Below are 23,523 nucleotides of genomic sequence, written 5' to 3'. Positions count from 1 at the left end.
TGAAATTATCCCAGGAAACGGGTTTCGAGACGTTCCTCTACGACTTCGTCGTTATCTTTGGTGACGACCCAGGCTGACTTTCCCGGCACTTCGCTGACTGCTTCTGCCAGTTCGGTGCCGCGGTAGACTAACCCCACGTTGTTATCGGTGCAATAGGTTTTCCCCAAGACACCCTCGGCGACCAGGCGATGCACCGTGGGACGGCGGCGCTTTTCAACGTCGTAATGTACGCCGTTATCGTAGGGAATCAGCCCGAGACCGTTGGTGACGGCGCGAAGTTCGGGTCCGAAAGAATCCGTGGTGCCGCCCCGGTGCCAACAGATAGAACCGGCAGACACCCCTGCCAGGACGACGCCAGATTCCCAGACTCGCCGGAAAATCTGATCGAGTTCGTGAACCCGCCACACTGCCAGCAGGTTTGCCACCGAACCCCCGTCGACCCAGACCGCATCCTGTTCCATGAGATAGCCTTCGATGTCCTCCACGTTGGGCATGACGAACAGTTGCAGCGGGTTCAGCTCCACACCTGCCAGACGTGCGGCTTCATAGCGTTGCGCCAAACGATAATGCTGGTCGCCGGCAGCGGTATCCAAGTAGCCCAGTTTCGGTTTGGAACGGGTGGTGCCGGACAGTTCGAGGGAATACTTTACCAAGTGATTGAACTCGGTAAAGATTCGTTCTCCGTTTTTGTATCCACCGGAGGTTGCCAAAATAGTTGGGGTTTTGCTCATAGGAACCATCCTAGTCGGGGGAACCGCACGAGTCATCCGAGCAATTGGCATTCGGGGTTTGTCCGGCACCGCGACTGGACCTGGCATAGGATTAAACCCGAGAAAAGAGGCCAAGTGGTGCTGGAGGGTACAACCTGTTTAGGCTCCTAGCTTTGCCAAGGAATAAATATACTGAAATTCGGATAAATAATGAGTGATACGAAAAACCTGAATATAGCAATCAATGTGATGGGTGACGAGGTCGGTGGTGGTCTGGGGAGAGCCCGAACTATGGCGGTAGCAACCGTCAACACCGCCGACGAGATTACAGCCTGGCAAGAATTTGTGGTTGGTTGGGACATCTTGCATGAGCAAGGACCTCACGGTAGTCTGCACGCGCAAATAGTGGGTTTCATGCGGGACCATGACATTGTGGCAGTGGTCAGCGGACACATGGGACCGCCGATGGTCAAGACCATGATGAAACTTGGCGTTCTGCCGCTATCCGCGACTGGCGACGCTCGTCACGCCGCTACAGATGCCGCGAAACGGGTCCGTGCGGTTGATTGCGGAAATACCACCGTCCCCGATTCAGCCCCCAAGGGGAACAAATGGATTCTTCCCGTCATTCCGTTATAGGACTTGCTGGTATTGAAACTGAGGATGGCGAGAAAGGCTAATGGAAATGGTGGATAAAGATGTCGTAGACCTCATTTTGGAGCTGCAGGCCATCGGTCAGTCTGGAGAGTTCTATGGTCACGACGATTATGACCGGGACCGGGCAATCCAAACTCGGGAACTGGCAACGGAACTCTTGGTGCGCTTGACGGGCAACAATCCCGAACAAGCTCGGGAAGTACTGCTGGAGGATTATGGCTACCGAACACCGAAAGTAGATTCGCGGGCTGTCATTTTTGGTGACGGCACGGGACGTCCAGGGGCAGATGGAGACAAGATTTTGCTGGTACATGAAGGTCTGGATGGGCGGTGGTCCCTGCCGGGAGGTTGGATTGACGAGGGTTTGAGCGTTCGGGAAAACACCATCAAGGAGGCTTATGAAGAATCCGGGATGCAGGTAAAAACCGGCAGGCTGTTAGCGGTAATTGACAAGCGCAAACATAATCCCAGTAAAGGTATATTTCATGTTTACACATTTTTCGTAGAATGTACCCTCTTGGGAGGAACCTTTGCGGAAAACCTCGAAACCACTGAGATTGGCTGGTTCGGAATTGACGAGCTACCGGAAATGTCCCTGGGCAAGACCACCCCTGAACAACTAGAGATGTGTTTGGAGGCGCATCACAATCCCAATTGGCAGGTCATTTTTGACTAGGTTTAACCTGGTTATTGAATTGCGTAAATCGGGATAAATCGGGCATAATGAAACGTTGTACTGGGCTTTGGTTGCCGCCCTCTCGTGACCATGGCCTCGGATTTTGAGCAAAACAAGGCTTTAGTGTTTCCCTACCTGGGGTTTTGTAGGCTCGCGACATGAGTTACAAGGAGAGTCACAACAGTGGCAGTACGTATTCGTTTGAAGCGAATTGGTAAGATTCACCACCCCATCTATCGAGTGGTCGTGGTCGACAGCCGCAAGAAGCGCGACGGTCGTGTTATCGAGGAGGTTGGCAAGTACGACCCCAACCAGCAGCCGTCTTTGATTGAACTGAACTCGGAACGCATCCAGTACTGGCTGGGTGTAGGGGCTCAGCCCTCCGATGCGGTGCACCGTTTCCTGGTGTTGTCCGGCGACTGGGCGCAATTTAAGGGCGCCAAGGTCGTTGAGAACCGGATTCAGGTAAAGGATGCCGGCGCTGACGTAGAGGCAGCTGTGAAGGCTGCTGATGACGCTGCCGAAAAGGCCAAGGCAAAGAAGGCTGAAGCCGAAGCCAAGGCAAAGAAGGAAGCTGAAGAAGCCGCGAAGGCTGCCGAAGCTGAAGCTGCGGAAGACGCTGCTGAAGCCCCCGCCGAAGAAAAGGCTGAGGACACTCCGGCAGAAGAAAAGACTGAGGAAGCGGCAGAATAATGTCGATGCTTGCAGATTCTTTGGAACACCTGGTTAGCGGCATCGTCGACGAGCCAGAGGCCGTGCGCGTGAGCGAAAAATCTTTGCGTCGCGGCAAGCTCCTGGAAGTACACGTTGCCCCTTCGGATTTGGGTCGAGTCATCGGTCGTAACGGTCGCACCGCGAAAGCGCTGCGTTCGGTGGCGTCCGCACTGTCTACCCAGGGCAGCGTCCGTGTCGATGTTATCGATCAAGATCGGCGCTAAATAGTCATTTGGTTTGACCCCTGCCGATAGCAGGGGTCAAACTTTTTAACGCACTTATCAGACAGGAAAGGGGTCAGCGGTGAAACTCACGGTGGGAATTATCGGGCGCGCCAGTGGCGTCCGTGGTGAAGTCCGAGTCGCCCTGCGCACGGACGACCCGCGCTCTCGATTTGCACCCGGCACTGTCTTGTTAACCAACCGAAACAGTCCCGCTGCGCTGACAGTAGACCAAGCACGGATGAGCGGTAAACACTTCGTGGTGTCCTTTCAGGAAATTCCCGACCGCAACGGCGCCGAAACCCTCAGCGGGACAAAACTGTACATAGAGACCGATGCCCCACCCTCGTGCACCGACCCCGGAGACACCCCAGACACCACTGCTGAACCGGAGGCGACTGACTACTCGGAAAACACTGAGGGCGACGACGGCTTTTACCGTCACGAACTGGTGGGGCTGCGGGCGATTAACTTGGCAGGTGAAACATTAGGCACCATCAGTGACCTGCTGCTGGCGCCTGCCCAAGACTTGCTGGAAGTCACCACCGCGGAGAGGGAAAAAATCCTGGTGCCTTTTGTTTATGAAATCGTCCCCGATGTCGATTTGGACAATGGGTTGGTCACCATGGATCCGCCCGGAGGGCTATTCCCCTCGCACTAGGGCGGTTTGACGTTTCCCGGAGGTGCCGGGAGAGACTTTCTGAATAAGGGTGAGGACGATGCGTTTTCAGATTCTGACGATTTTCCCCGAGTTTTTTGAGGTGCTCGGTCTGTCGCTGCTGGGCAAAGCGGCGCAGAACGGGGTGCTGAGCTGGGACGTCACCAATCTGCGCGATTTCACTGATGACCCGCATCGTTCCGTCGACGACACACCGTACGGCGGGGGCGCTGGCATGGTGATGCGGGCTGACATTTGGGGCAAAGCCATTGACGCGGCGCGGGACAGGCTGCGAGACCAGTACGCGGGAAGTGACCCGGAAAACCGCCCGACCGACCTTGTGAACCCAAAAACTATCCTGGCTATCCCCACGCCCTCTGGAATTCCACTGACCCAGGCGAAAGTTCGGGAAATTGCCGCGCACGCAGACAATGTCATTATCGCTTGTGGGCGTTACGAAGGCATCGACTCGCGAGTCGCCTCGCACTACACTGACCCGCAACTGTATCCCGACCTGGAAGTGTTTGAATATTCCTTGGGGGATTATGTGCTCAACGGTGGGGAAATCGCTGCTGTGGCACTGATTGAGGCAGTTGGGCGGCTCCTTGACGGCATGGTGGGTAACCCGGAATCTTTGGTTGAGGAATCATACGAGGGAACGGGGCTGTTGGAATACCCCTGCTATACGCGTCCCGAAATCTGGCGTGACCTGGCTGTTCCCGAGGTGCTGAAAGGTGGAAACCACGCGGCAATCGAAGCTTGGCGTCGCGAACGAGCCATTGAAAAGACCTGTTCGCGGCGTCCGGATTTGCTGGCAGGGCTGGATGTCGGACGGTTAAGCAAGCGCGGGCGGGAAAAGCTCGCTTCGCTAGGATGGCTTTACGTGTCCCCACAGGATTTGGAGGCTATCGGGCTGTCCCGGCTGTGCGAGACGCGAGGCATCGGTGGTGCGCAGAAGAATACCGCGGAGTTGCTGCCGGTGCCCTTGCGAATTCGTCAGCCGAACCGAGAGGAGGCGCTGGCTTTGTCCGCTTTAGGGTCGGAGACATTTCCTATGGCGTGCCCGGCATACCTCAGCAACGATGCAATTGCCCAGTTTATAGCCGTTGAGTTCGACACCACGTCGGTGAAAGCGCGTCTGAATACACCTCAAGAAAACCGCTACTGGGTGGCAGAACTGGGCGGTGAACTGGTGGGATACACTTACGCAAAAGTGGGGCTGGGCGAGTCAGAAGTCGACCAGGCGGGAATCGTCGCCGGAGACGCTTACCTGTCAAAGTGTTACGTGCGCGAAGCCCTGCATTCCACCGGATTGTCCGGGGCGCTGCTGGAAGTGGCGGTGCGGGATTTGGCTAGTACCAGCGATGCGCCGGGGGTGTGCCTGGGGACTTCGATTTATAACAAGCGTGCTCAAAAATTCTATAAGCATCATGGGTTTCGGCGTATCGGCAAACGGACATTTACGGTGGGAGACGTGCAAAACCAGGATGTGGTGATGCGCCGAGTTTTCGACCGTGACAATGCCTGAGAGACGTCCGATCGTCGGACGTGTCGCGAGGGCGTGTGATGCGCAAACCAGCGACGGATAAGCACATTGAGAAGCGCTGCGTAGCGTCCGGAAGGGCAAAAGTGGCGTTTCTGTCCTGATTTGTGGCAAAATGGTACGGCTTCGCGGGCAACCTGCCACAGGGGGACCCGATAGCGAAGTGAAACACCATCGGCACTGAAGGTGCCCGCAGTGAGACGTTTTTGACCTGTGGCAGGAGCGTCAAGGAGAAATAATGCAGAAGCCTCTGGTTGAGGAAATCGGCAAAGCCGCCATGCGTGAGGATACTCCGGAGTTTCGTCCGGGAGACACCGTAAAGGTTCACGTAAAGGTTATCGAAGGGAACCGTTCCCGTATTCAGATCTTTCAGGGCGTAGTTATCGCTCGCCACGGCGGTGGAGTGGGCGAAACGTTCACTGTCCGAAAGCTGTCGTTCGGAACCGGTGTAGAACGTACCTTCCCGCTGCACGCCCCGACTGTGGACAAGATTGAGGTCGTGACCCGTGGTGATGTGCGTCGTGCCAAGCTGTACTACCTGCGTAATCGCCACGGCAAGGCTGCTAAGGTTGCCGAAAAGCGGTAACTTACAATGATTTGTGGCAGTCGCCGCGCTGGGGTAATACGAGATTCGTGAGACCAGCCGGGCAGTCGAAAGACAAGGCGAGTGCTGCCCCAAAAATTCATCCTAAAGGAAGCCCAAACCGGAAATGTTTGGGTTTCCTTTAGCCTTTTAGGCTATTCTTTTTTACTATGACGAAGCCCCAGCAGCCTGAGAACGCCAATCGAGACGCCCCGTCCTCGGGCACGTCTCCGGATGGCTTCAACACGAACCCGCAATTTGCTGGAGCTGGGACCATGTCAGAGTCTTTTCCTCCTGGCTATGAAGGTTTCCCCGGTGGACCAATGCCCGGTGAAGGAGCGCCATACGCGCCAGACGGCATGGGAATGCCTTTTCCTCCGGAGGCTTTTCCGGGAGGCTACCCCCCGCAGCCCGCATTTCCAGATGGGGCGGAATTTCCTGGTATGGACCCCAATGGGATGCCGCCAACGCAAATGCCGCCGGGTTTCTCGCCCCTGGGAATGGAACCGTATCCGGGAATGCCTTACCCTCCGTACGGTTCTATACCTTTTCCAGGTATGATGTTTGATAATGAGGAAATCCCTGACGTTTCAGGGAAAGATGGCGCCTTGGCGGAGGACGAAACCGACTTCAAACTTGATGATGAGGACGGCGAGTTCAAGTCGGGACGCGGCGCCGGGATGCCTGGATTCCGGGGCATGAATGCCTTGCCACCGGGGGTGCGGGGCAATCTCGACGGTCTCGAGCGTCCACATTTAGCTCTGGACCTGCCCTGGTATTTTGAGTTTATCGCGGTGGTAATTACGGCTCTGGCAATCAGCTCGCTGGTACGACTGTTCCTGTTACAGCCGTTTTACATTCCCTCGCAGTCTATGGAAAAGACCTTGATGATTAACGATTCTGTGCTGGTCAACAAATTCTCTGCCCGGCACGGAGACATTAACCGTGGCGATATTGTGGTCTTTGAAGACGTGGAAGGATGGAGCCAAACTGCTGCGGAGCAGCTGCGTAAACGTCCTCCTGACCGTACTCCGTTCCAGATTGCGACCAAGGTGAAGAATTTCGGGATTTTCGTGGGTCTGCTGCCGGAAGACTCTCAAGGTTATCTGATCAAACGCGTGATTGGAATCCCTGGCGATGATGTCTCCTGCTGCGACGAGGATGGTCTGATGACCATTAACGGCAAAGCTATTGATGAGGACTATATCCCCCAAACCGGAGTCTCTTCAGATATAGAATTTTCTGTCGTCGTGCCGAAAAATTCGCTGTGGGTCATGGGGGACAATCGACCTCATTCTGCTGATTCCCGCTGGCACCAAGACAAACCTTCGCATGGATTTGTTTCTGAATCGAACGTGGTGGGTCGCGCTTTCGTCGTCGTTTGGCCGGTCGAACGTATGAAATTCATCACTCCCAGCTGCGCTTTTTATAACATTCCCAAGCCTGCCACCCCGAATGATGAATTCAGTTCCGAAGCCGACGAAGCGCCGCCCCCCACGCAATGAGGCTACCGCGGTGGTCGATTTATCTTGGGAGACTGCGGCTCTGGCAGAGTTGGCACAGTGCGGGAGCTACGGTCACGAAGGACGTCTACCGCTGATAGGCGGGATGGACGAGGTCGGTCGTGGCGCGTTAGCAGGTCCGGTGTGCGTGGGGGTGGCAGTGCTGGATCAACGCAGCCTAGAGAATCCGGATTTCCCCCAGGGCTTTCCTGTCGGATTGAACGATTCTAAGCAGCTCACCGCCCGGCGTCGGGTAGCGCTGCAAGACCCCATTCAGGCGTGGGTCAGGGATTTTGCTATCGGTCAGGCTTCGAATACGGAAATCGACGAATTAGGGATTATGTCCGCGTTGCGTTTGGCTGGATGGCGTGCTTTAAACGAGCTGGATGCCAGGGGACACCTGCCCCAGAGGCTGCTGCTGGACGGAAACTTCGACTATCTCGCCTCACCGCGGCAACCCGACCTGTTTGCCGGGGCGGGAAACCTGGTGAGTTCCCCCGAAGTCAGCGTGGAAACCCTGGTGAAAGGGGATGGGAAAGCAGCTGTAATCGCTGCCGCCGCGGTACTGGCTAAAGTGTATCGGGACGCCTTCATGCGCAGCTTGCATGACCCCGGATATGGCTGGGCCCGGAACGTCGGATACGGGACTCCTGCTCACAAAGCAGGTCTGGCTGAATTGGGTGCGAGTGTCTGGCATCGCAAAACTTGGAAGCTCCGGTAGGGTAGAGGAATACGAAAGGTTACGTGATGGTCAACAACGACGATATTGAGTCCTATGAAAATGGGCTGGAACTGGATTTATACCGAGAATATCGCGATGTGATTTCCCTGTTTAGCTATGTGGTGGAAACCGACCGGCGCTTTTATCTGGCGAACAAGGTAGACGTCACCACGCACAATAATGCCGGCGGGGACGTATTCTTTGAGATTACTTTGGAGGACGCCTGGGTTTGGGACGTCTATCGCTCCTCGCGCTTCGTGCAAAACGTGCGGGTGCTTACTTTCAAAGACGTCAACGTTGAGGAACTCACCAAGCCTGAAATCGAAATTCCCTAGCTTCGATTTCGTCAATAAATTCGTTAAAACCGGTTGATTGGCGGATTTTCGCCATTTATAGGGCTGTGGATAAGTCGGTTTTCCACAGGTAAAAATGTTTGGGCTTGGTCAGGGCGGTCGCGCGCGCAAAGCTGAGTTCATGAGCTACGCAAATACCGTTGAAACCAGTCATAAAGCCAGTACCGAGACGAACCCTCGATGCCACGATACAGTCGGTGACTCCGCACTGCGGACAGTGGGGCAAATTGTCTCACCACCACGGAACAACTTACACAATCGTCAGCTGGGCATGGCTGGAGAGGAAGTGGCTGCAGAGTCGCTCAAAGCTGCGGGATATGTAATTGTGGATCGGAATTGGCGATGTCGTGCTGGGGAAGTCGACATAGTCGCCCTCAGCCCCGAGGGAGTTCTGGGGTTCGTGGAGGTTAAGACTCGTTCCAATCATCGGCACGGGTTGCCTATTGAGGCCATCACCATGAAAAAGCTGGCGCGGATGCGCCGGGTTATGGGGGCATGGTTAGCGCAACGGGATATTGTCCCAGTCCATCGAGCGGTCAGCCTAGATTTGTGCAGCGTGGATTGGGACGGACACGGTGAACCCGTGGTGAAACATCTCCAGGGGTTGAAATGAGTTCAGGATTTGCTTGGTCGATTTGCTTGGTAGGGATGCAAGCACGTCCGGTGCGGGTCGAGGCTCATATCTCCGATGGAATGACCGCCTACAGCTTGGTCGGGCTGCCGGACACGGCGGTGCGCGAGGCCAAAGACCGGGTGCGCGCTGCGGTGACCAGCTGCCTGTATGAATGGCCGGGAACGCGGATTGTGTTGAATCTCTCCCCGGCATCACTGCCAAAGACCGGCTCTGGCTACGACCTGGCGATGGCAGTCAGCGTTTTAGCTGCGATGGGGGTCATTTCCCGCAGCCGAGCTGGGCAATGCATCATGTTGGGAGAGCTGGGGTTGGATGGTCGTGTGATTGGAATCCGGGGTATTTTACCCAGTGTCATCGGCGCCATGAAGACCGGAAAAACAAAGATTTTGGTGCCACAAGCGAACCTTGCTGAAGCTTCCCTGGTTCCTGGGGTGGATGTGGTAGGGGTGCATCACCTGGGGCAAGTCATCGAGTTATTGGGGGGAGACTTGATGATGCCGCTGCCTGAGCCGGAAGAACCGGCGGAGGCAGCGGAGGGGGACACCACCCCGGCTCCTGCCTGCAGTCTGGGCGGGGATTTTTCGGATATTCGCGGACAAGCCGCTGCCTGTCAGGCGATGGAAGTGGCGGCCGCGGGAGGTCATCATCTGTTGATGATTGGCACTCCGGGCTCGGGAAAAACCATGCTGGCATCGCGGCTGCCTGGAATCCTCCCGCCCCTGGAACTGGAACAGTCCGTAGAAGTCACCGCCTTGCATTCCCTCGCCGGAACGTTGTCTCCGCTGGACGGATTAATTCGTCAGCCTCCCTTTCAAGCCCCGCATCATTCGGCGACGCTGGCAGCGATGGTGGGAGGAGGCTCGGGAGTGCCGCGTCCCGGCGCCGCCTCCCTGGCTCACCGGGGAGTGTTGTTCTTGGACGAGGCTCCCGAGTTCGGGGCGCGGGTCTTGGATTCCCTCCGAGAACCGCTGGAAAACGGGGAGATTACGCTGCATCGGGCGGCGGGTGCAGCCCAGTATCCGGCTCGATTCCAACTGATTATGGCGGCTAATCCCTGCCCCTGCGGTAACGCCGGTAGTCGGTGTGCCACCTGTACCTGCACACCCTATTCACGCAAACGATATCTGGAACGATTGAGCGGACCGCTGTTGGACCGGATGGACATCCAAATCCAGGTGGAGTCTCCGGGGCGAGGCTCGCTCGCGGGAGCGAAACCCGCTGATACCACCACGGTGGTCGCCGCCCGTGTGCAACGTGCTCGTGATGTGCAGCGGGAACGGTGGAAGGGGCGAGGATGGGATTTGAATCGGGAAATTCCGGGACCATTTTTGCGACAGCCCGAAGGTGGTTTCACTCGGGAGCTGATTGGGCGGGTCGACACCGTGGTGGAACAGGGGCGCCTGTCCATGCGGGGAGCTCAAAGGGTCTTGCGCCTGGCGTGGACCGTTGCCGATTTGAGCGGAAAAACTGTTCCGGGGTTGCCCGAACTGGGAACTGCCATGACACTACGGCGCCAAAACGAAGGATTCTGTCTGTCCTAAAGAGAGGAAGTTATGAAAACGTTAAGCCTAGCTGAGAACGTGCCCTTGAATGCCCCGAAGTCCCCACCGGATGTGGTCTCGGAAGAACTGTCACACTCGAACGAAATGGTGGCGTTACCATCGCGTGGAGACCCTGTCGTGCTGCCACCAAGCCCAGAAGATCGCCAGGCTCGTGCGGCATGGACCGCGATTTCCCAACCGGGAGAGCCTGTCGTGGGTCAGGTCATCGAGCATTTTGGGGTGAGGGAAGCCCTGGAACGCGTGAAATTTCTGGCGGCAAAGCTGCCGGAAATTGACGACATGATGATTCGCACTGTGTTTCAACCGGTTCAGTTGCCCGCGTCGGTGGCGCAAATCGAAGGCTGGGCTTTGCGACTGCGGGAGCTAAACCTGGAGATGGAATATCAGCTGCTGAGCCGGGACGGCGGCGCACTGGTGGTGCCTGGCGACGCGGCTTGGCCCGGGATAGTCGATAGTCTGGGCGCTGTGGCGCCACTGGCGTTGTGGGTGCGGGGTAATCCCCAGGCTTTGCAAGCGCTGGCATCTGAGGGTGCAGTGGCGCTGGTCGGGGCACGTTGCGCGACTCACTATGGAACCGATATAGCCCAAGAAATCGCGTATGAACTGTCAGAGCGTGGCATCTGGGTCATCAGTGGGGGAGCTTATGGGATTGACGCTGCTGCGCATCGAGGGGCTCTCGCTTCGAGCGGTAAGACCATCAGCGTGCAGGCTGGAGGGCTGGGGAATCTCTATCCTGCCATGAATGCGCGACTGTTTTCCCAAATCCAACAAACGGGGGCGATTGTCAGCGAAGCCCCGCCCTCACAGCGACCTGCTAAACACCTGTTTTTGACTCGTAACCGCATCATCTCAGCCTTGTCTCAAGTTGTAGTGGTGGTTGAGGCGGGGGAACGTTCCGGGGCGATGTCCACCGCCAACCATGGGGCGGAACAGGGACGTCAGGTTGCCGCGGTGCCCGGAGCGGTCACTTCCACCGCCTCCGTCGGATGCCATCGACTGATTCGGGAAGGCGCTGCCCTGGTGACGAACGCGGCAGAAATCATGGAACTCATGTTTCCGCTGAATGTGGCGGGACAAAGTTTGTTTGGAGTCGGGGGATCAGCAGGAAAGGGCATCTCCGGGGTGGTATCGGCTTCGCCCCAGCGCGACTCGACCGGACAAATCCCGGCGCCCTCGCTTTTTGCTGGATTGAGCAGTGACGGCGTAAAAGTCATTGATGTTTTATCGAAAACGGCTTGGAAGTCCTTGGAGCAGGTGTCGCGTGCCGCCGGTTTGGGCACTCGTACGGTGCAAAGTGAGCTGGGGTTGATGGAACTGGATGGCAAGGTTGAAACCCGAAAAGGGAGATATCGCCTGAGGTCGAAAGCAACCGCCCGGTAGAATCAAGAGGTGAGTGAAAATAACCCAGCAGCGGTCTTTGCCCGAGAAATTACCGCAGATTTTGGGCAATGGCTGAGCGTAAACCGGGGGCTTTCCCCGCAAACCGTGCGGGCGTATCTCACGGATTTGCGAGAATTAATGACTTTCCTGGTGGACTCCGATTCCGGGGATGGTCCCGCGGCGCAGCAACTGCGTGCAGATTTGGCTAATCCTGCCCGGATTCGGGCGTGGCTGGGAGCAATGAGCCGCGCGGGGATGAGCCGCGCCACGCTGGCTCGTCGAGTGGCGTCCTTTCGCACTTTTGCCTCGTGGGCGCAGGTCCGCGGCATAGTCCCGGGCGATGCTGGGCAAAACTTGCGGGCTTCGCGGCCGGATAACGCCCTGCCCACGGTTTTGTCTGCCACGGACGCGGCACACCTCTTGGAAACGGCACGTGCCGCCGCTTATCCTGAAGCCTCTACCGCTCCCAATCCGGTGAAACTGCGTGACTGGGCAGCCTTAGAGCTGCTTTATGCCACCGGCATTCGGGTCAGCGAGCTGACCGGGTTAGAACTGGGCAACATTAATAAAAGCCAACGCACTGTCCGGGTGACGGGAAAAGGTGACAAACAGCGAGTCGTGCCGTACGGCATTCCTGCGGGTCTGGCGCTAGAAGAGTACCTGGAAAAGGGACGCCCCGCCCTGGTGAATCCGGAAAAGCCTGCGCTGAACCGGGTATTTTTAGGGGCAAAAGGCGGAATGTTGGATACGCGGATCGTCCGCGGAATGCTGCATCGACTGACGGCGCAGGCGGGGGTACCGGACTTGGGGCCGCACGGGCTACGTCACACCGCTGCCACGCACCTGTTGGATGGAGGGGCGGATTTGCGCAGTGTCCAGGAGATTCTGGGTCACGCCAGCTTAGCCACGACCCAGCGCTATACACACCTCTCGATGGATAAGCTCCGTGCGGTGTATCTGCAGGCGCATCCGCGGGCCTAAAGTCCTAATTTAAATGTTTCCCCAAAAAATATCTAAAGGCTAGAAAAAAGCAAGCCTGTGAGCTGGGAAGATAGTGTCCCTGGAATGTCTTTACAAAACTGAGAAAAAGCTGGATTGACTCTATGAATTTCCTCCTAAACCACATACAATGAATCATGAAAAGCAAGGTAATGGTGTCTCGGGAGGAGCGTCATGGTCGGAAAACTGCGGATTTTGCAAGCATCGCTGATGATGCTGTGCTCCGCCGCAGTGTTAACGGGATGCGGTACGGCGGTTACTGCTTCCGGATCCGAGAGAACTGCGCGCGAGATGATGACCGCGGATATTCCCTTGGTCGAGCCTGCGGCTCCGAACACGACTAAAGACCCGGTTTCAGGAGAGCCAGCGCCGAGTTATACCGCGACGGTGAAAGACAACCCTTCCCCCGCTGAACTCAAAGAGATTCCTGCAGATCAGATGATGAAAGTGGCGCCGTTTGATGAGCCGAAATTCTTCCACGAGTTCTCCGTGGACGGTGCTGCCACCGTGGTGAAGTACTTTACCTATGCGATGTATTACAGCTTTGCGTCGAAAGATGCGCATTTCGTAAACCAGGTTTACACCGATGCGTGCACGAAGTGTCAGGAGATGTCGCAGTGGTCCGTTGACTTCACCCGGAAGTATTCTCACGTAGAGACCGGGGTGCCACGCACGGAAATCCTCGATGTCTCCGCGGGAAAGTCCAAACAGAATCAATCCATTTTTTGGGTTGTGGCTCGCAATGCGGAACCGCCGATTATCGCGCGCTCTGAGAAGGGCGAAGTCCTGAACTACGATCCCCCTTCGAACACCGTATCCCAGTACCGGGTCGAGTATATTCACGGAAACAACGTGATTACCGGCATCTATAAAGCTCCCGCCAAGTATTCCGATACTGGTGAGTGAGCGGTAGCGCCGCGGCGTGTTCCCCGACTCACCTAGCTCACTGGGTACAGGCGAATCCTTCCCCCCAACAGACGCAGCGGATCCACGTAGCCGTCTGGGCCGTCCTTGACTCCGAAATGTAGGCAGTCCCCAGGGGAACAGTGCCCTCCCAGTGCCGTCCCAATGGCCTGACCGCGAGTCACTTCATCCCCGACTGCGACCGCGGGTTCTACCGGCTCGTAGGTATAGCGCCGCCCCGTCGTGTCTTCGAGTGAAATCACGGGACGTCCCGCCAGATTACCGGCATAGAGTACCGTCGCGTCAGTCGCGGCAAAGACAGTCTCACCGGGGCTGACCCGCAAATCGATACCGCGGTGCCCTGCCAACCATTTCTGGGCGGGCGGGTCAAACTTGCGCGGTACTGCGGTAGGGTGACCGGTGGGCCAATAGAGGAAATCCCGTATACCTGACGTTTTCCCTGGTGAAAAGGTCGTTAACGAGGCTGGGCTGGTGACCGCAGGTAAGTTTGGGGTGACGGTGATTCCGGCGGCAGGTGAAGCAGGGCCTCCCACCAGACTCAGGGTCAGGCAACAGCAGAAGGTGATAAAAACTTTTCTCATGACTGCAGTGTGACGTGAAAGAAACGCCCGCACCAGAGAACAAACTTTCACCTGTGGAAAACCCCGATTTGACCCCGCTTGTGGAAAAACCACAAAACCGCGCCAGGTCGCGCCGAATTAGCTTTTCTGTAGGAAGTTTTGGTAAAGTTAACCCTCGCAGCTGCCCATGCAGCTGACTTCGCGTGTTCGCAATGGCGGCGTTGCCGGTGTTACTGCCAGCGTAGCCGTGATAAGCGCAATCCTCCAGGTCCCTATGGGGTGGGGAAGGCGAGCGAACACCAGGCATTAACCGAAACTGGACGTAGACGTCTCCGGAGCGCTTGTGCGCCGGGACAGCTGTGTCCCATAACTGAAAGAAGGACGCCACATGGCAGTCGTTACCATGCGCCAGCTTTTGGAAAGCGGCGTGCACTTCGGGCACCAAACCCGTCGCTGGAACCCCAAGATGAAGCGGTTTATTTTGACCGACCGTTCCGGCATTTACATTCTCGATTTGCAGCAAACCATTGCTGACATTGATATTGCTTACGAATTCGTAAAGGAAACCGTGGCGCACGGCGGCACGCTGCTGTTCGTGGGCACCAAGAAGCAGGCTCAAGAGTCCATTCAGGAACAGGCTACCCGCGTGGGGATGCCTTTCGTGAACGAACGTTGGCTGGGCGGGATGCTGACCAACTTCTCGACGGTGCACAAGCGCTTGCAGCGACTGAAGGAACTGGAACAGTACGACTTTGAGGACACTTCCGCTTCGGGATTGACGAAGAAGGAACTGTTGATGATGCGACGTGAAAAGGACAAGCTCGCCAAGACCCTGGGCGGCATCCGCGACATGGCGAAAACCCCTTCGGCTATCTGGGTGGTTGACACCAAGAAGGAACACTTGGCGATTGCGGAAGCCCAAAAGCTTGGGATTCCGGTCGTTGCCATTCTGGACACGAACTGTGACCCTGACGAGGTAGATTACGGCATTCCCGGCAACGACGACGCGATTCGCGCAGTCGATTTGCTGACCAAGGTGATTGCTGACGCTTGTGCAGAGGGTCTGCTGGCTCGTTCCAAGAAACAGCTGGGCGAGAACCCGGAAAGTGCCGAACCGATGGCGGAGTGGGAACGCGAGCTTCTGGCAGGCGATGACGCGAAGGCTCCTGCCGCGGATAAGCCGGCGGAAACTGCACCCGCTGCGAGCGAAGCTACCGACGCAAAAGCCGAGTAATCGGCTGCAGCTGAGCGGGGAGATAACACTTCAACGCTCACTCAAAAGGATTATCGGGAATATAGAAGTTCCCGGTGCATGAAACTTGCTCTGAAACTGGAGGAAAAATTGGCTAAATATAACATGCAAGACCTCAAGGACTTGCGCGAAGAAACCGGTGCGGGCTTAGCTGACGTTAAGAAAGCCCTGGAAGAAGCAAACGGCGACCGCGAGGAAGCCCTGAAAATCATCCGAGTCAAGGGTCTGAAGTCCCTGACTAAGCGCGAAGGTCGCTCCGCCGGAGCCGGTCTGATTGCTGCCAAGGTCACCGACACCGAGGCTGGTCAGCGCGGCACCATGGTTGAGGTCAACGCCGAAACCGACTTCGTGGTCAAGACCGACAAATTCATCGCGATGGCAGACAAGGTGCTGGAGGCTGCTGCTGCATCCGGTGCGGCTACCGTAGAGGAACTCCTGGCTGCCAAGTCTGCTGATGGTACGGTCAAGGACACCATTGAGGCGGTTGCGGCGATTATCGGTGAGAAACTGGAAGTCGGCAACGTGCGCCAGGTTGAAGGTGAAGCCGTCGATGTCTACCTGCACCGTTCTTCCCAGGATTTGCCCCCGACCGTTGGCGTCATGGTGGCTACCGACAAGGCTGGTGCCGAAGTCGCTCACGATGTCGCGATGCACATCGCTGCCTACAGCCCGGAGTACCTGAGCTGCGAGGATGTTCCTGCCGAGGAAGTCGAAAAGGAACGCGCCACTCTGACTGAAACCACCAAGGCTGAAGGCAAGCCGGAAGCTGCTGTGGCAAAGATTGTGGAAGGTCGGATGAAGGGCTTTTACAAGGACTGCGTGCTGCTGGAACAGCCCTTTGCGAAGGATCCCAAGACCACGGTCGGCAAGATTGTGGAAGCTTCCAAGGGCAAGGTCACCGCTTTCGCGCGTTTGCAGGCTGGCGAGTAAGCCCGAAGGGTTCGTGAAACCCATCTACACTAGGTAAATGCCCCAGGGTCGATGAAGGCTTTGGGGCATTTGCGTATAATGACTAAGGATGTTGGTCTTTCAAGGGAGAAGATAGATGAGCGACAACGGCTCTGTAGCCCCCGGTAAACGCCGGGTTTTGATGAAACTTTCCGGTGAAGTCTTTGGTGGCGGGCAAGTGGGGTTGGACCCCGATGTCGTTTCCAATATCGCTCAGCAGGTCGCTGCGGCGGTGACTCAGGGAATACAGGTTGCCATTGTGGTTGGTGGCGGAAACTTCTTTCGTGGCGCGGAGCTGAGCCAGCACGGTTTAGATCGCGCACGAGCGGATTACATGGGGATGTTGGGTACCGTGATGAACGCCCTGGCTCTGCAAGATTTCCTGGAACAAGCCGGGGTGCGCACCAGGGTTCAGTCTGCCATCACGATGACCCAGGTCGCTGAACCTTATGTGCCGTTACGTGCCATTCGTCACCTCGAAAAAGGGCGCGTGGTCGTGTTCGGAGCGGGTGCCGGGATGCCGTATTTCTCTACCGACACCGTTAGTGCCCAGCGTGCCCTGGAGACACATTGCCAGGAACTGCTGGTGGGCAAGAACGGGGTGGACGGGGTCTACACTGACGATCCGCGCCAGAACCCGGAGGCTGTAAAGCTTGACGAGGTTAGCTATGAGAAAGCGCTGCGCGACGGTTTAAAGGTCGTAGATGCGGCTGCTTTTTCCCTGTGCTCCGAAAACAAACTGAAGATGCGCGTGTTTGGCATGTCCCAGCCGGGCAACGTCACTAAGGCATTGCTGGGCGATGAAATCGGCACTGTGCTGTACAGCGAAAAGTAATTGAGATAACGAAACCCACCGGGGAACCTGTGGAGAAAGCAAAGAATAAAAGGAGAAACTCGTGATTGAAGACACCCTCAAATCTGCCAAGACCATGATGACAAAGGCACTGAGCGCCACCCAAGACGAATTCGCTTCCATTCGTACCGGTCGTGCTAATACTGCTATGTTTGACGGCATTATGGTCGACTACTATGGCGCCCCCACCCCGTTAAAGCAGTTGGCTTCCTTTAACATTCCCGAGGCTCGTACCGTCATAGTTCAGCCTTTTGACAAGTCAGCCTCGCAAGACATCATTCGTGCCATTGCGGAAGCAGACTTGGGCGTGAACCCCACTGATGACGGTAAAACCATCCGTATCGTCCTGCCTGCCCTGACGGAGGAACGGCGTAAAGAATACGTTAAGATTGCCAAGACCAAAGCCGAGGAAGGACGCCAGTCCGTGCGTTCACTGCGCCGCAAAGCCAAGGACGAATTCGAAGCTATGCTAAAGAATAAGGAACTCGGCGAGGACGAAATCAAACGCGGGGAAAAGGAACTTGATTCCATCACGAAAAAGTTCACTGATGAAATTGATCAGCTGCTGGCTGCCAAAGAATCAGAGTTGATGACTATTTAGGCGCCGTCGACCCGTTATTACTCGTCATTACCTGGGGCTGCAAGAGCATGGTTGATACCGAAAATTTCCAGCCGCCGCGATTTTCCGAAGCATCGGTGTCGCCGGCGACCCCGGAAACTGGGGTGCATCCGGTGACCCGACCCAGTCGCCGCGAAAATCGCGCGGCAACGCAACGCCGTAAACTGGGTTGGGGTATTCCCTCTCTAAAAGTGAAGCCCCAACCGGTGACGTCTTCGCGAAGCAAATCTCGGAAGGGTGGCCGTAATCTCGCGGCTGCCACCGGGGTGGGGGCGGGTCTGCTGGCGGCTTACGGACTGACCCTGTTCCTGGTGAAACCGCTGTTCGCAGCCTTGTGCGTGGTGACGATTGTGGCATGTCTGATTGAGTTTCGCCACGCCATCCGGTTTACCGACCGGCATTTGGGGATGCCCATCGTCGTCATCGGCGGGATTGGTATTTATATCTGCGCCTGGCAAGTCGGTCTGGAAGCCATGCTGACCGCGACTCTACTGACGATGGCGGCTGCCCTGCTGTGGCAGTTAGCGGGTCCCTACCGCGGTGAAGATGCCCTCAAGAACGTTACTCTCAGTACTCTGACCGTGGCGTATATTCCTTTCCTGGGGTCCTTCCTGGCTTTGCTGGCGGTGGAGTGCGGGGCTCCCGCGACGGCGGTGTTTGTCCTGTCCGTCACTTTAGGTTCAGACACCGGCGGCTATTTATGTGGGCGTTTCCTGGGACGTCACCATATGTCACCGTCTATTTCTCCGCGCAAGACGTGGGAAGGGTTTGCCGGTTCGGTCTTATTTGCTGTCACCGTGTCCGTAGCGGGCACGTTCTGGATGGGGATTCCGTGGTTTTACGGGATTATCTTGGGCGTTTTGATGGCTGTGGTGGGGACTATCGGGGACTTGAGTGAGTCACTGATGAAGCGGGAACTGGGCATTAAAGATATGGGTCACCTCTTGCCGGGGCACGGCGGTCTGCTGGATCGGATGGATTCCATCCTGATGGCAGCGCCGGTGGCGTATATCGTGTTGAAATTCGCCATTTTTTCCCAACAAGGTCCGGTGCTGTCCTAAACCCCACCCGGACGTTCTCGGAAAAACCGTTAAACTTAGACTTATGGAAAGACAGGTTCTGCCCCACCACCAACCTCCGGTCGGGGCTACGCACGCGGGAGCTACGGCAGAACTCAGCTTTCGAGCTCATGCTCGTGGTCGCGCCCCGCAGCATTTCGCGGACTTTGATCCTCAGCAGCGTCGTGAAGCGGTAGTCGCGGCAGGAATGCGCCCGTTTCGTGCCGACCAGGTGGCGCGCCACTATTTTGGACGTTTTGAAGCTGACCCCGCCCAAATGACAGACCTCGGTCCCGCTGATCGGGAACGCGCTCGGGACCTGTTGCCCGAGCTCATTACCCCGGTCGTGACTCAGGTCGCGGATAAGGGATGGACCCGCAAGACCCTGTGGCGGCTGTTCGACGGCGCCCAAGTGGAATCCGTCCTGATGCGCTACCCGAAGCGCGTCACCTTGTGCGTATCCTCTCAGGTCGGTTGCGGTATGGGCTGTCCATTTTGTGCGACCGGTCAACTGGGTTTGACCCGAAACCTGTCGGCGGCAGAAATCTTGGAACAAGTCCGGCTCGCAGCTAGGGCAGCCCAAGACGGGGAACTTGGCAGCCCCGCCCGGCTGTCTAACCTGGTGTTTATGGGGATGGGCGAGCCGCTCGCCAACTACAAATCCCTGCTGCACACGATTCGGACCCTCACTGCGGAAGTCCCGCAAGGCTTTGGCATCTCGGCGCGTAACCTGGTCGTTTCCACCGTCGGTTTGGTGCCCGGAATACGCAAGCTGACTCAGGAAGGGCTGCCGGTCACTTTGGCGGTATCCCTGCACGCCCCCGATGATGAGCTGCGTAACGAACTGATACCCATGAACCGGCGCTACCAAGTCGACGAACTGTTGGACACCGCTTATGCGTATTTTCAAGCCACCGGTCGACGTGTTTCTATTGAATATGCCCTGATTAGGGACATGAACGACCACCCGTGGCGAGCGCAGCTACTAGCGGATAAACTCAATGAACGGGGTAAAACCTGGGCGCATGTGAACCCGATTCCGCTCAATCCCACCCCTGGGAGCATCTGGGATGCGTCTCTGCCGCGTGTCATGGACGAATTCATGGAGATTTTACGGCAAGCTGGAATCAGCACTACGCTACGAGATACCCGTGGCTCGGATATTGACGGAGCTTGCGGGCAGCTCGCGGCGAAAGCGAAGCAGTCTCCCGCAGCCTAGGGAACACTCCGAAAGCGCGTGGACAGACTGTTGAGAGCATGGAGAGACAAAGAAAGGGCCGGAACGTGAGCGACACGACGTTTCGCACCGCTAAACTCCTCGGCAAGGGTTACGACCGCAACCAGGTCGACAAGTTCTTGGCGAAGGCACGTTCGGCATACGAAGGCAATGGTGGACCAGCAAATTTCGGGGCGGCACAGGTGCGCGCCCAGGGATTCAACGTGGTGCGCGGGGGATACAACTTTGTCGAAGTAGACGCGGCGATGGACCGGCTGGAATCTGCCTTTGTGGCGCGGGCGCGGGCTGACCATATTGCGGTGAACGGGCAAAAGGCGTGGATGTCGTTGGTGGCGGAACAGGCCACGACCCTCTATCCGCGACTGTTGCGTCCGGTGGGGAAACGTTTTGCTCATCCCCAGGGTCGCCAGCGCGGCTACCGCATTGAGGACGTGGACGCGCTGCTGGATCGCCTGGTCGCATATTTCGATGAAAATAAGCCTCTGACCAGCAAAGAAATCCGGGACTCGGTGTTTGCGGAGGCGAAAGGAACCAGGGCATACCTGGAAGGTCCCGTTGACGCGTACCTGGCTCGCGCGGTGGAAGTGTTGCTGGCAGTCGAGTGATTTTGCCTTTCACGAGGGCGTTGGGGCGGCTTCGTCCGTCCCCTGGCGGGGTTCCGGGTCGCTATAAATGAGCGAAAACTAAACTTGCCGTTAGAATGAACTGGTGCAAGACATCGTAATTTTGGGTTCTACCGGCTCAATCGGAACTCAGGCTCTGGACATCGTTCGCGCTCATCCCGGACATTTTCGGGTGCAAGGTTTGGCTGCCTCCGGGCGGCATCTGGATGTGTTGGCGCGTCAAGCCGTCGAATTTGAAGTCCCCATGGTGGCAGTCGCGAACGGCTCCGTGGGGGAGCTGGATGAGGCAATCCGGGAGGCAGAAATCCAGCTGGGCAAGTCTCGTGCCAGCCATAACCTGCTGACCGGTCCTGCTGGGGTCGAAGCGGCGGCTGGATTTGTGCCTCAGGGCATCGTGTTGAACGCCATCGCAGGGATTTCCGGTTTGCACGCGACCCTGCGGGCGTTAGATTCCGGGGCACGGTTGGCGTTGGCAAACAAAGAATCCCTGGTCATTGGCGGTTCCCTGGTGCGGGACGCTTTGCGGCGACCGGGGCAAATCGTGCCGGTTGATTCCGAACACAGCGCGATTTGGCAAGCACTCCGCTCCGGCAAGCACGAACGCGGCTTGTGCTCGCCAACCGTCACCGGCTACAGCGAAGTGGAACGGCTCATCTTGACTGCCAGTGGCGGTCCGTTCCGGTCGAAAACCCGCGCGGAACTGGAACACGTTACGGTAGAGCAAGCCCTGAACCATCCGACTTGGGACATGGGTCCGCTGGTGACCGTCAATTCAGCCACCATGTTTAACAAGGGGCTGGAAGTTATCGAGGCTTCGCTGCTGTTCGACATTGAACCGAAAGACATCGACGTCGTGGTACATCCCGGATCGATTGTGCATTCTATGGTACAGTTCCGGGACGGCGCGACCCTGCTCCAGGCCTCCCCGCCCGATATGCGTATTCCGATTGCCCTGGGTCTGTCCGCACCCGCCCGGCTGCGTGAGGTAGCCCCCGCTTGTGACTGGAGCAGTGCCGCTACCTGGCAGTTCGAGCCTCTCAACGAATCAATTTTCCCGGCGGTCAGCTTGGCTCGATACGCTATCTCTGCTTCTGATACCCACCCCGCGGTCCTGGCTAGTGCGGATGAAATTGCCGTTAATGCTTTCTTGGACGGACGTCTGCCTTTCCTGGGCATCTATGACGTGGTGCAGCAGGTCGTGAGCGAACACCACGGAGTGTCCGACCCGGACCTGTCCGCGTTGGAGCACATCTTGGATTGGGCCAAACAGCGAGCCGTTGCGCTCATCGAGAACCGCTAGACACGCTACGGGAACCGTCACTGCTATGGATTATTTAACTGGAATCATTGCCCTCGTGCTGGGTTTGCTGGTGTCTATTGCCCTGCACGAGCTGGGTCACCTGATTCCCGCAAAACGTTTCGACATCCTGTGTACCCAGTATTTCATAGGGTTCGGACCAAAGATACTTTCGCGCCAAATCGGTGAAACCGAAGTCGGAATGAAGTGGGTGCTGCTGGGTGGCTACGTGAAAATGGTGGGGATGTACGCGCCGGGGCATCCGGGGCGGCGCACGATAAACCGCAAAGGTGAATTGACCGCGGCGGAAGAAGCCCGTCTCGCCTCGAACGAAGAAATCCCTCCCGGTCAGGAACACCGGGCGTTTTATGCCAAGCCCATCTGGCAGCGTCTGATTGTGATGGTCAGCGGCACTTTGGTGAATTTGGCGTTGAGTTTCCTGTGCGTGCTGGTGGCGTTAAGCGCAATTGGCTATGAGCTGCCCACTCGCGAAGTTGCCACGGTTTCTCCGAATTCTCCCGCTGCCGCGGCGGGGGTGATGCCCGGAGACATTATCACGGGATGGAACGGTAAACCTGCAAAGACCTGGGACGAAGTTATCAGCCAAGTAGCGGTGAGTCAGCCGGGGAAACCTGCCACTCTCACGGTTCGGCGTGACGGCAAAACCCAGACTATCCAGGTGACTCCCAAAGCTATGGACGGGCAAAAACGTGCCGTCATCGGTGTCATTGCTGCCACCGAACGCCACTATGCCACCTGGGGAGAAGTCGCTAACTACCAGTGGGAGACCGGGAAAGGCACCGCGAAAATCCTGCTGGCGCTGCCCGTGAAACTGTGGCAGACCACTATCGGGCTGTTTCAACCGAATCAGCCACGCGACCCGAACTCGCTGATGGGAATCGTCGGCATGGGGCAGGTCGCGGGTTCTATCGCTGCCAGTGATTCTGTCGGCTACGGTTTCCTGGAAAAGTTGCGGTCTTTCCTGCTGTTGTTCGGCTCGTTGAACATGACCCTGTTCATGTTCAACCTGATTCCGCTGATGCCCCTCGATGGCGGGCAAGCCGTGGGTGCGATTTATGAAGGAATCCGCAAGCGGGTGCGCCGGGCGCGGGGTCTGGATGATGGCGGTCCGGTCGATTTGGCAGCAATGCTGCCCGTGACCGCTACGGTGGTTATCGCTTTCATCGCGATGACGGTGTTGCTGATTGTTGCCGATATTTTGAAACCGGTACTGTGAAC

Annotated in this window: 26 protein-coding genes; 24 read left to right on the top strand and 2 right to left on the bottom strand. The window is 57.1% G+C overall.

Going from position 1 to position 23,523, the window contains the following annotated elements:
- Positions 1-5: 5 nt before the first annotated feature.
- Complete coding sequence (locus tag HMPREF0576_RS05160) at positions 6-731, bottom strand: Type 1 glutamine amidotransferase-like domain-containing protein (protein ID WP_004010989.1); 726 nt, start codon at positions 729-731, stop codon at positions 6-8.
- Positions 732-920: 189 nt separating this feature from the next.
- Between HMPREF0576_RS05160 and HMPREF0576_RS05155 the strand changes: the two genes are divergently transcribed.
- The 15 genes from HMPREF0576_RS05155 to HMPREF0576_RS05085 all read left to right on the top strand — a co-directional run bounded on the left by HMPREF0576_RS05155 (position 921) and on the right by HMPREF0576_RS05085 (position 13,819).
- Complete coding sequence (locus tag HMPREF0576_RS05155) at positions 921-1,349, top strand: NifB/NifX family molybdenum-iron cluster-binding protein (RefSeq protein ID WP_004009242.1); 429 nt, start codon at positions 921-923, stop codon at positions 1,347-1,349.
- Positions 1,350-1,395: 46 nt separating this feature from the next.
- Positions 1,396-2,043, top strand: a complete 648-nt coding sequence (locus tag HMPREF0576_RS05150; RefSeq protein ID WP_245527341.1) for an NUDIX hydrolase — start codon at positions 1,396-1,398, stop codon at positions 2,041-2,043.
- A 183-nt stretch (positions 2,044-2,226) separates the two neighbouring features.
- Positions 2,227-2,736 (top strand): 30S ribosomal protein S16, encoded by a 510-nt coding sequence (gene rpsP / locus HMPREF0576_RS05145; protein WP_004009246.1) that lies wholly within the window; start codon positions 2,227-2,229, stop codon positions 2,734-2,736.
- A gap of 5 nt (positions 2,737-2,741) precedes the next feature.
- Positions 2,742-2,981, top strand: a complete 240-nt coding sequence (locus HMPREF0576_RS05140) for an RNA-binding protein (protein ID WP_036324558.1) — start codon at positions 2,742-2,744, stop codon at positions 2,979-2,981.
- Positions 2,982-3,060: 79 nt separating this feature from the next.
- Positions 3,061-3,639 (top strand): ribosome maturation factor RimM, encoded by a 579-nt coding sequence (locus HMPREF0576_RS05135; RefSeq protein ID WP_004010987.1) that lies wholly within the window; start codon positions 3,061-3,063, stop codon positions 3,637-3,639.
- Between the two features lie 58 nt (positions 3,640-3,697).
- Positions 3,698-5,164, top strand: a complete 1,467-nt coding sequence (gene trmD, locus HMPREF0576_RS05130) for a tRNA (guanosine(37)-N1)-methyltransferase TrmD (RefSeq protein ID WP_004010986.1) — start codon at positions 3,698-3,700, stop codon at positions 5,162-5,164.
- A gap of 253 nt (positions 5,165-5,417) precedes the next feature.
- On the top strand, positions 5,418-5,765 hold the full coding sequence (gene rplS, locus HMPREF0576_RS05125) for a 50S ribosomal protein L19 (RefSeq protein ID WP_004007140.1): 348 nt from the start codon (positions 5,418-5,420) through the stop codon (positions 5,763-5,765).
- A 167-nt stretch (positions 5,766-5,932) separates the two neighbouring features.
- Entirely contained in the window at positions 5,933-7,267 is a 1,335-nt protein-coding gene (lepB, locus tag HMPREF0576_RS05120; RefSeq protein ID WP_004010985.1) for a signal peptidase I, read from the top strand.
- Positions 7,268-7,277: 10 nt separating this feature from the next.
- Entirely contained in the window at positions 7,278-7,985 is a 708-nt protein-coding gene (locus HMPREF0576_RS05115) for a ribonuclease HII (RefSeq protein ID WP_004010984.1), read from the top strand.
- A gap of 26 nt (positions 7,986-8,011) precedes the next feature.
- Positions 8,012-8,320: a DUF2469 domain-containing protein gene (locus HMPREF0576_RS05110; RefSeq protein WP_004007137.1), complete on the top strand. Its 309-nt coding sequence runs from the start codon at positions 8,012-8,014 to the stop codon at positions 8,318-8,320.
- A gap of 139 nt (positions 8,321-8,459) precedes the next feature.
- Positions 8,460-8,951 (top strand): YraN family protein, encoded by a 492-nt coding sequence (locus tag HMPREF0576_RS05105; RefSeq protein WP_236589646.1) that lies wholly within the window; start codon positions 8,460-8,462, stop codon positions 8,949-8,951.
- Positions 8,948-10,513 carry a YifB family Mg chelatase-like AAA ATPase gene (locus HMPREF0576_RS05100; RefSeq protein WP_004010974.1) on the top strand — a complete coding sequence of 522 codons (1,566 nt, stop codon included), beginning with the start codon at positions 8,948-8,950 and terminating at the stop codon, positions 10,511-10,513. Before HMPREF0576_RS05105 ends, HMPREF0576_RS05100 begins: the two co-directional genes overlap by 4 nt.
- Positions 10,514-10,525: 12 nt before the next feature.
- Positions 10,526-11,914 (top strand): DNA-processing protein DprA, encoded by a 1,389-nt coding sequence (gene dprA, locus HMPREF0576_RS05095; RefSeq protein ID WP_004010973.1) that lies wholly within the window; start codon positions 10,526-10,528, stop codon positions 11,912-11,914.
- Between the two features lie 9 nt (positions 11,915-11,923).
- A complete protein-coding gene (locus HMPREF0576_RS05090) occupies positions 11,924-12,895 on the top strand; it encodes a tyrosine recombinase XerC (RefSeq protein WP_004007133.1) in 972 nt (323 codons plus the stop codon).
- A 192-nt stretch (positions 12,896-13,087) separates the two neighbouring features.
- A complete protein-coding gene (locus tag HMPREF0576_RS05085) occupies positions 13,088-13,819 on the top strand; it encodes a DUF6318 family protein (RefSeq protein WP_004007130.1) in 732 nt (243 codons plus the stop codon).
- Between the two features lie 32 nt (positions 13,820-13,851).
- On the opposite strand, the gene HMPREF0576_RS05080 is transcribed toward HMPREF0576_RS05085, so the two are convergent.
- Positions 13,852-14,418 carry a M23 family metallopeptidase gene (locus HMPREF0576_RS05080; RefSeq protein WP_036324555.1) on the bottom strand — a complete coding sequence of 189 codons (567 nt, stop codon included), beginning with the start codon at positions 14,416-14,418 and terminating at the stop codon, positions 13,852-13,854.
- Positions 14,419-14,785: 367 nt separating this feature from the next.
- Here HMPREF0576_RS05080 and rpsB point away from each other — a divergent pair, with 367 nt between their 5' ends.
- The 9 genes from rpsB (at position 14,786) to HMPREF0576_RS05035 (ending at position 23,521) form a co-directional block, all read left to right on the top strand.
- Positions 14,786-15,631 carry a 30S ribosomal protein S2 gene (gene rpsB / locus HMPREF0576_RS05075; RefSeq protein WP_004007128.1) on the top strand — a complete coding sequence of 282 codons (846 nt, stop codon included), beginning with the start codon at positions 14,786-14,788 and terminating at the stop codon, positions 15,629-15,631.
- A gap of 78 nt (positions 15,632-15,709) precedes the next feature.
- On the top strand, positions 15,710-16,579 hold the full coding sequence (gene tsf / locus HMPREF0576_RS05070; protein ID WP_004007127.1) for a translation elongation factor Ts: 870 nt from the start codon (positions 15,710-15,712) through the stop codon (positions 16,577-16,579).
- A gap of 115 nt (positions 16,580-16,694) precedes the next feature.
- Positions 16,695-17,432, top strand: coding sequence for a UMP kinase (gene pyrH / locus HMPREF0576_RS05065; RefSeq protein ID WP_004010969.1), 738 nt, complete (start codon positions 16,695-16,697; stop codon positions 17,430-17,432).
- Positions 17,433-17,493: 61 nt separating this feature from the next.
- Positions 17,494-18,051, top strand: coding sequence for a ribosome recycling factor (frr, locus tag HMPREF0576_RS05060; RefSeq protein WP_004007125.1), 558 nt, complete (start codon positions 17,494-17,496; stop codon positions 18,049-18,051).
- Between the two features lie 47 nt (positions 18,052-18,098).
- Positions 18,099-19,130: a phosphatidate cytidylyltransferase gene (locus HMPREF0576_RS05055; protein WP_004010967.1), complete on the top strand. Its 1,032-nt coding sequence runs from the start codon at positions 18,099-18,101 to the stop codon at positions 19,128-19,130.
- A 43-nt stretch (positions 19,131-19,173) separates the two neighbouring features.
- The gene (gene rlmN / locus HMPREF0576_RS05050; RefSeq protein ID WP_004010963.1) at positions 19,174-20,346 is read left to right on the top strand and encodes a dual-specificity RNA methyltransferase RlmN; all 1,173 of its coding nucleotides are present in this window, start codon (positions 19,174-19,176) and stop codon (positions 20,344-20,346) included.
- Between the two features lie 38 nt (positions 20,347-20,384).
- Positions 20,385-20,969 carry a DivIVA domain-containing protein gene (locus HMPREF0576_RS05045; RefSeq protein ID WP_004007122.1) on the top strand — a complete coding sequence of 195 codons (585 nt, stop codon included), beginning with the start codon at positions 20,385-20,387 and terminating at the stop codon, positions 20,967-20,969.
- Between the two features lie 103 nt (positions 20,970-21,072).
- On the top strand, positions 21,073-22,287 hold the full coding sequence (gene dxr / locus HMPREF0576_RS05040) for a 1-deoxy-D-xylulose-5-phosphate reductoisomerase (RefSeq protein ID WP_004010962.1): 1,215 nt from the start codon (positions 21,073-21,075) through the stop codon (positions 22,285-22,287).
- 25 nt (positions 22,288-22,312) lie between these two features.
- Positions 22,313-23,521 carry a M50 family metallopeptidase gene (locus tag HMPREF0576_RS05035; protein WP_004010961.1) on the top strand — a complete coding sequence of 403 codons (1,209 nt, stop codon included), beginning with the start codon at positions 22,313-22,315 and terminating at the stop codon, positions 23,519-23,521.
- Positions 23,522-23,523: the final 2 nt, after the last annotated feature.

Origin of the sequence: Mobiluncus holmesii ATCC 35242 (assembly GCF_000185445.1) — a bacterium.
Taxonomy (GTDB): Bacteria; Actinomycetota; Actinomycetes; order Actinomycetales; family Actinomycetaceae; genus Mobiluncus; species Mobiluncus curtisii.
The sequence above is the reverse complement of the archived record's forward strand: the minus strand, read 5'-3'. Positions and strand labels throughout refer to the sequence as shown.

Bases quoted from the DNA above. Each gene is read 5' to 3' on its own strand.
- HMPREF0576_RS05160 (WP_004010989.1), bottom strand. From the start codon at position 731: ATGAGCAAAACCCCAACTATTTTGGCAACCTCCGGTGGATACAAAAAC.
- HMPREF0576_RS05155 (WP_004009242.1), top strand. From the start codon at position 921: ATGAGTGATACGAAAAACCTGAATATAGCAATCAATGTGATGGGTGAC.
- HMPREF0576_RS05150 (WP_245527341.1), top strand. From the start codon at position 1,396: ATGGTGGATAAAGATGTCGTAGACCTCATTTTGGAGCTGCAGGCCATC.
- HMPREF0576_RS05140 (WP_036324558.1), top strand. From the start codon at position 2,742: ATGCTTGCAGATTCTTTGGAACACCTGGTTAGCGGCATCGTCGACGAG.
- trmD (WP_004010986.1), top strand. From the start codon at position 3,698: ATGCGTTTTCAGATTCTGACGATTTTCCCCGAGTTTTTTGAGGTGCTC.
- rplS (WP_004007140.1), top strand. From the start codon at position 5,418: ATGCAGAAGCCTCTGGTTGAGGAAATCGGCAAAGCCGCCATGCGTGAG.
- lepB (WP_004010985.1), top strand. From the start codon at position 5,933: ATGACGAAGCCCCAGCAGCCTGAGAACGCCAATCGAGACGCCCCGTCC.
- HMPREF0576_RS05110 (WP_004007137.1), top strand. From the start codon at position 8,012: ATGGTCAACAACGACGATATTGAGTCCTATGAAAATGGGCTGGAACTG.
- HMPREF0576_RS05105 (WP_236589646.1), top strand. From the start codon at position 8,460: ATGAGCTACGCAAATACCGTTGAAACCAGTCATAAAGCCAGTACCGAG.
- HMPREF0576_RS05100 (WP_004010974.1), top strand. From the start codon at position 8,948: ATGAGTTCAGGATTTGCTTGGTCGATTTGCTTGGTAGGGATGCAAGCA.
- dprA (WP_004010973.1), top strand. From the start codon at position 10,526: ATGAAAACGTTAAGCCTAGCTGAGAACGTGCCCTTGAATGCCCCGAAG.
- HMPREF0576_RS05085 (WP_004007130.1), top strand. From the start codon at position 13,088: ATGGTCGGAAAACTGCGGATTTTGCAAGCATCGCTGATGATGCTGTGC.
- HMPREF0576_RS05080 (WP_036324555.1), bottom strand. From the start codon at position 14,418: ATGAGAAAAGTTTTTATCACCTTCTGCTGTTGCCTGACCCTGAGTCTG.
- rpsB (WP_004007128.1), top strand. From the start codon at position 14,786: ATGGCAGTCGTTACCATGCGCCAGCTTTTGGAAAGCGGCGTGCACTTC.
- tsf (WP_004007127.1), top strand. From the start codon at position 15,710: ATGAAACTTGCTCTGAAACTGGAGGAAAAATTGGCTAAATATAACATG.
- pyrH (WP_004010969.1), top strand. From the start codon at position 16,695: ATGAGCGACAACGGCTCTGTAGCCCCCGGTAAACGCCGGGTTTTGATG.
- HMPREF0576_RS05055 (WP_004010967.1), top strand. From the start codon at position 18,099: ATGGTTGATACCGAAAATTTCCAGCCGCCGCGATTTTCCGAAGCATCG.
- rlmN (WP_004010963.1), top strand. From the start codon at position 19,174: ATGGAAAGACAGGTTCTGCCCCACCACCAACCTCCGGTCGGGGCTACG.
- HMPREF0576_RS05045 (WP_004007122.1), top strand. From the start codon at position 20,385: ATGGAGAGACAAAGAAAGGGCCGGAACGTGAGCGACACGACGTTTCGC.
- HMPREF0576_RS05035 (WP_004010961.1), top strand. From the start codon at position 22,313: ATGGATTATTTAACTGGAATCATTGCCCTCGTGCTGGGTTTGCTGGTG.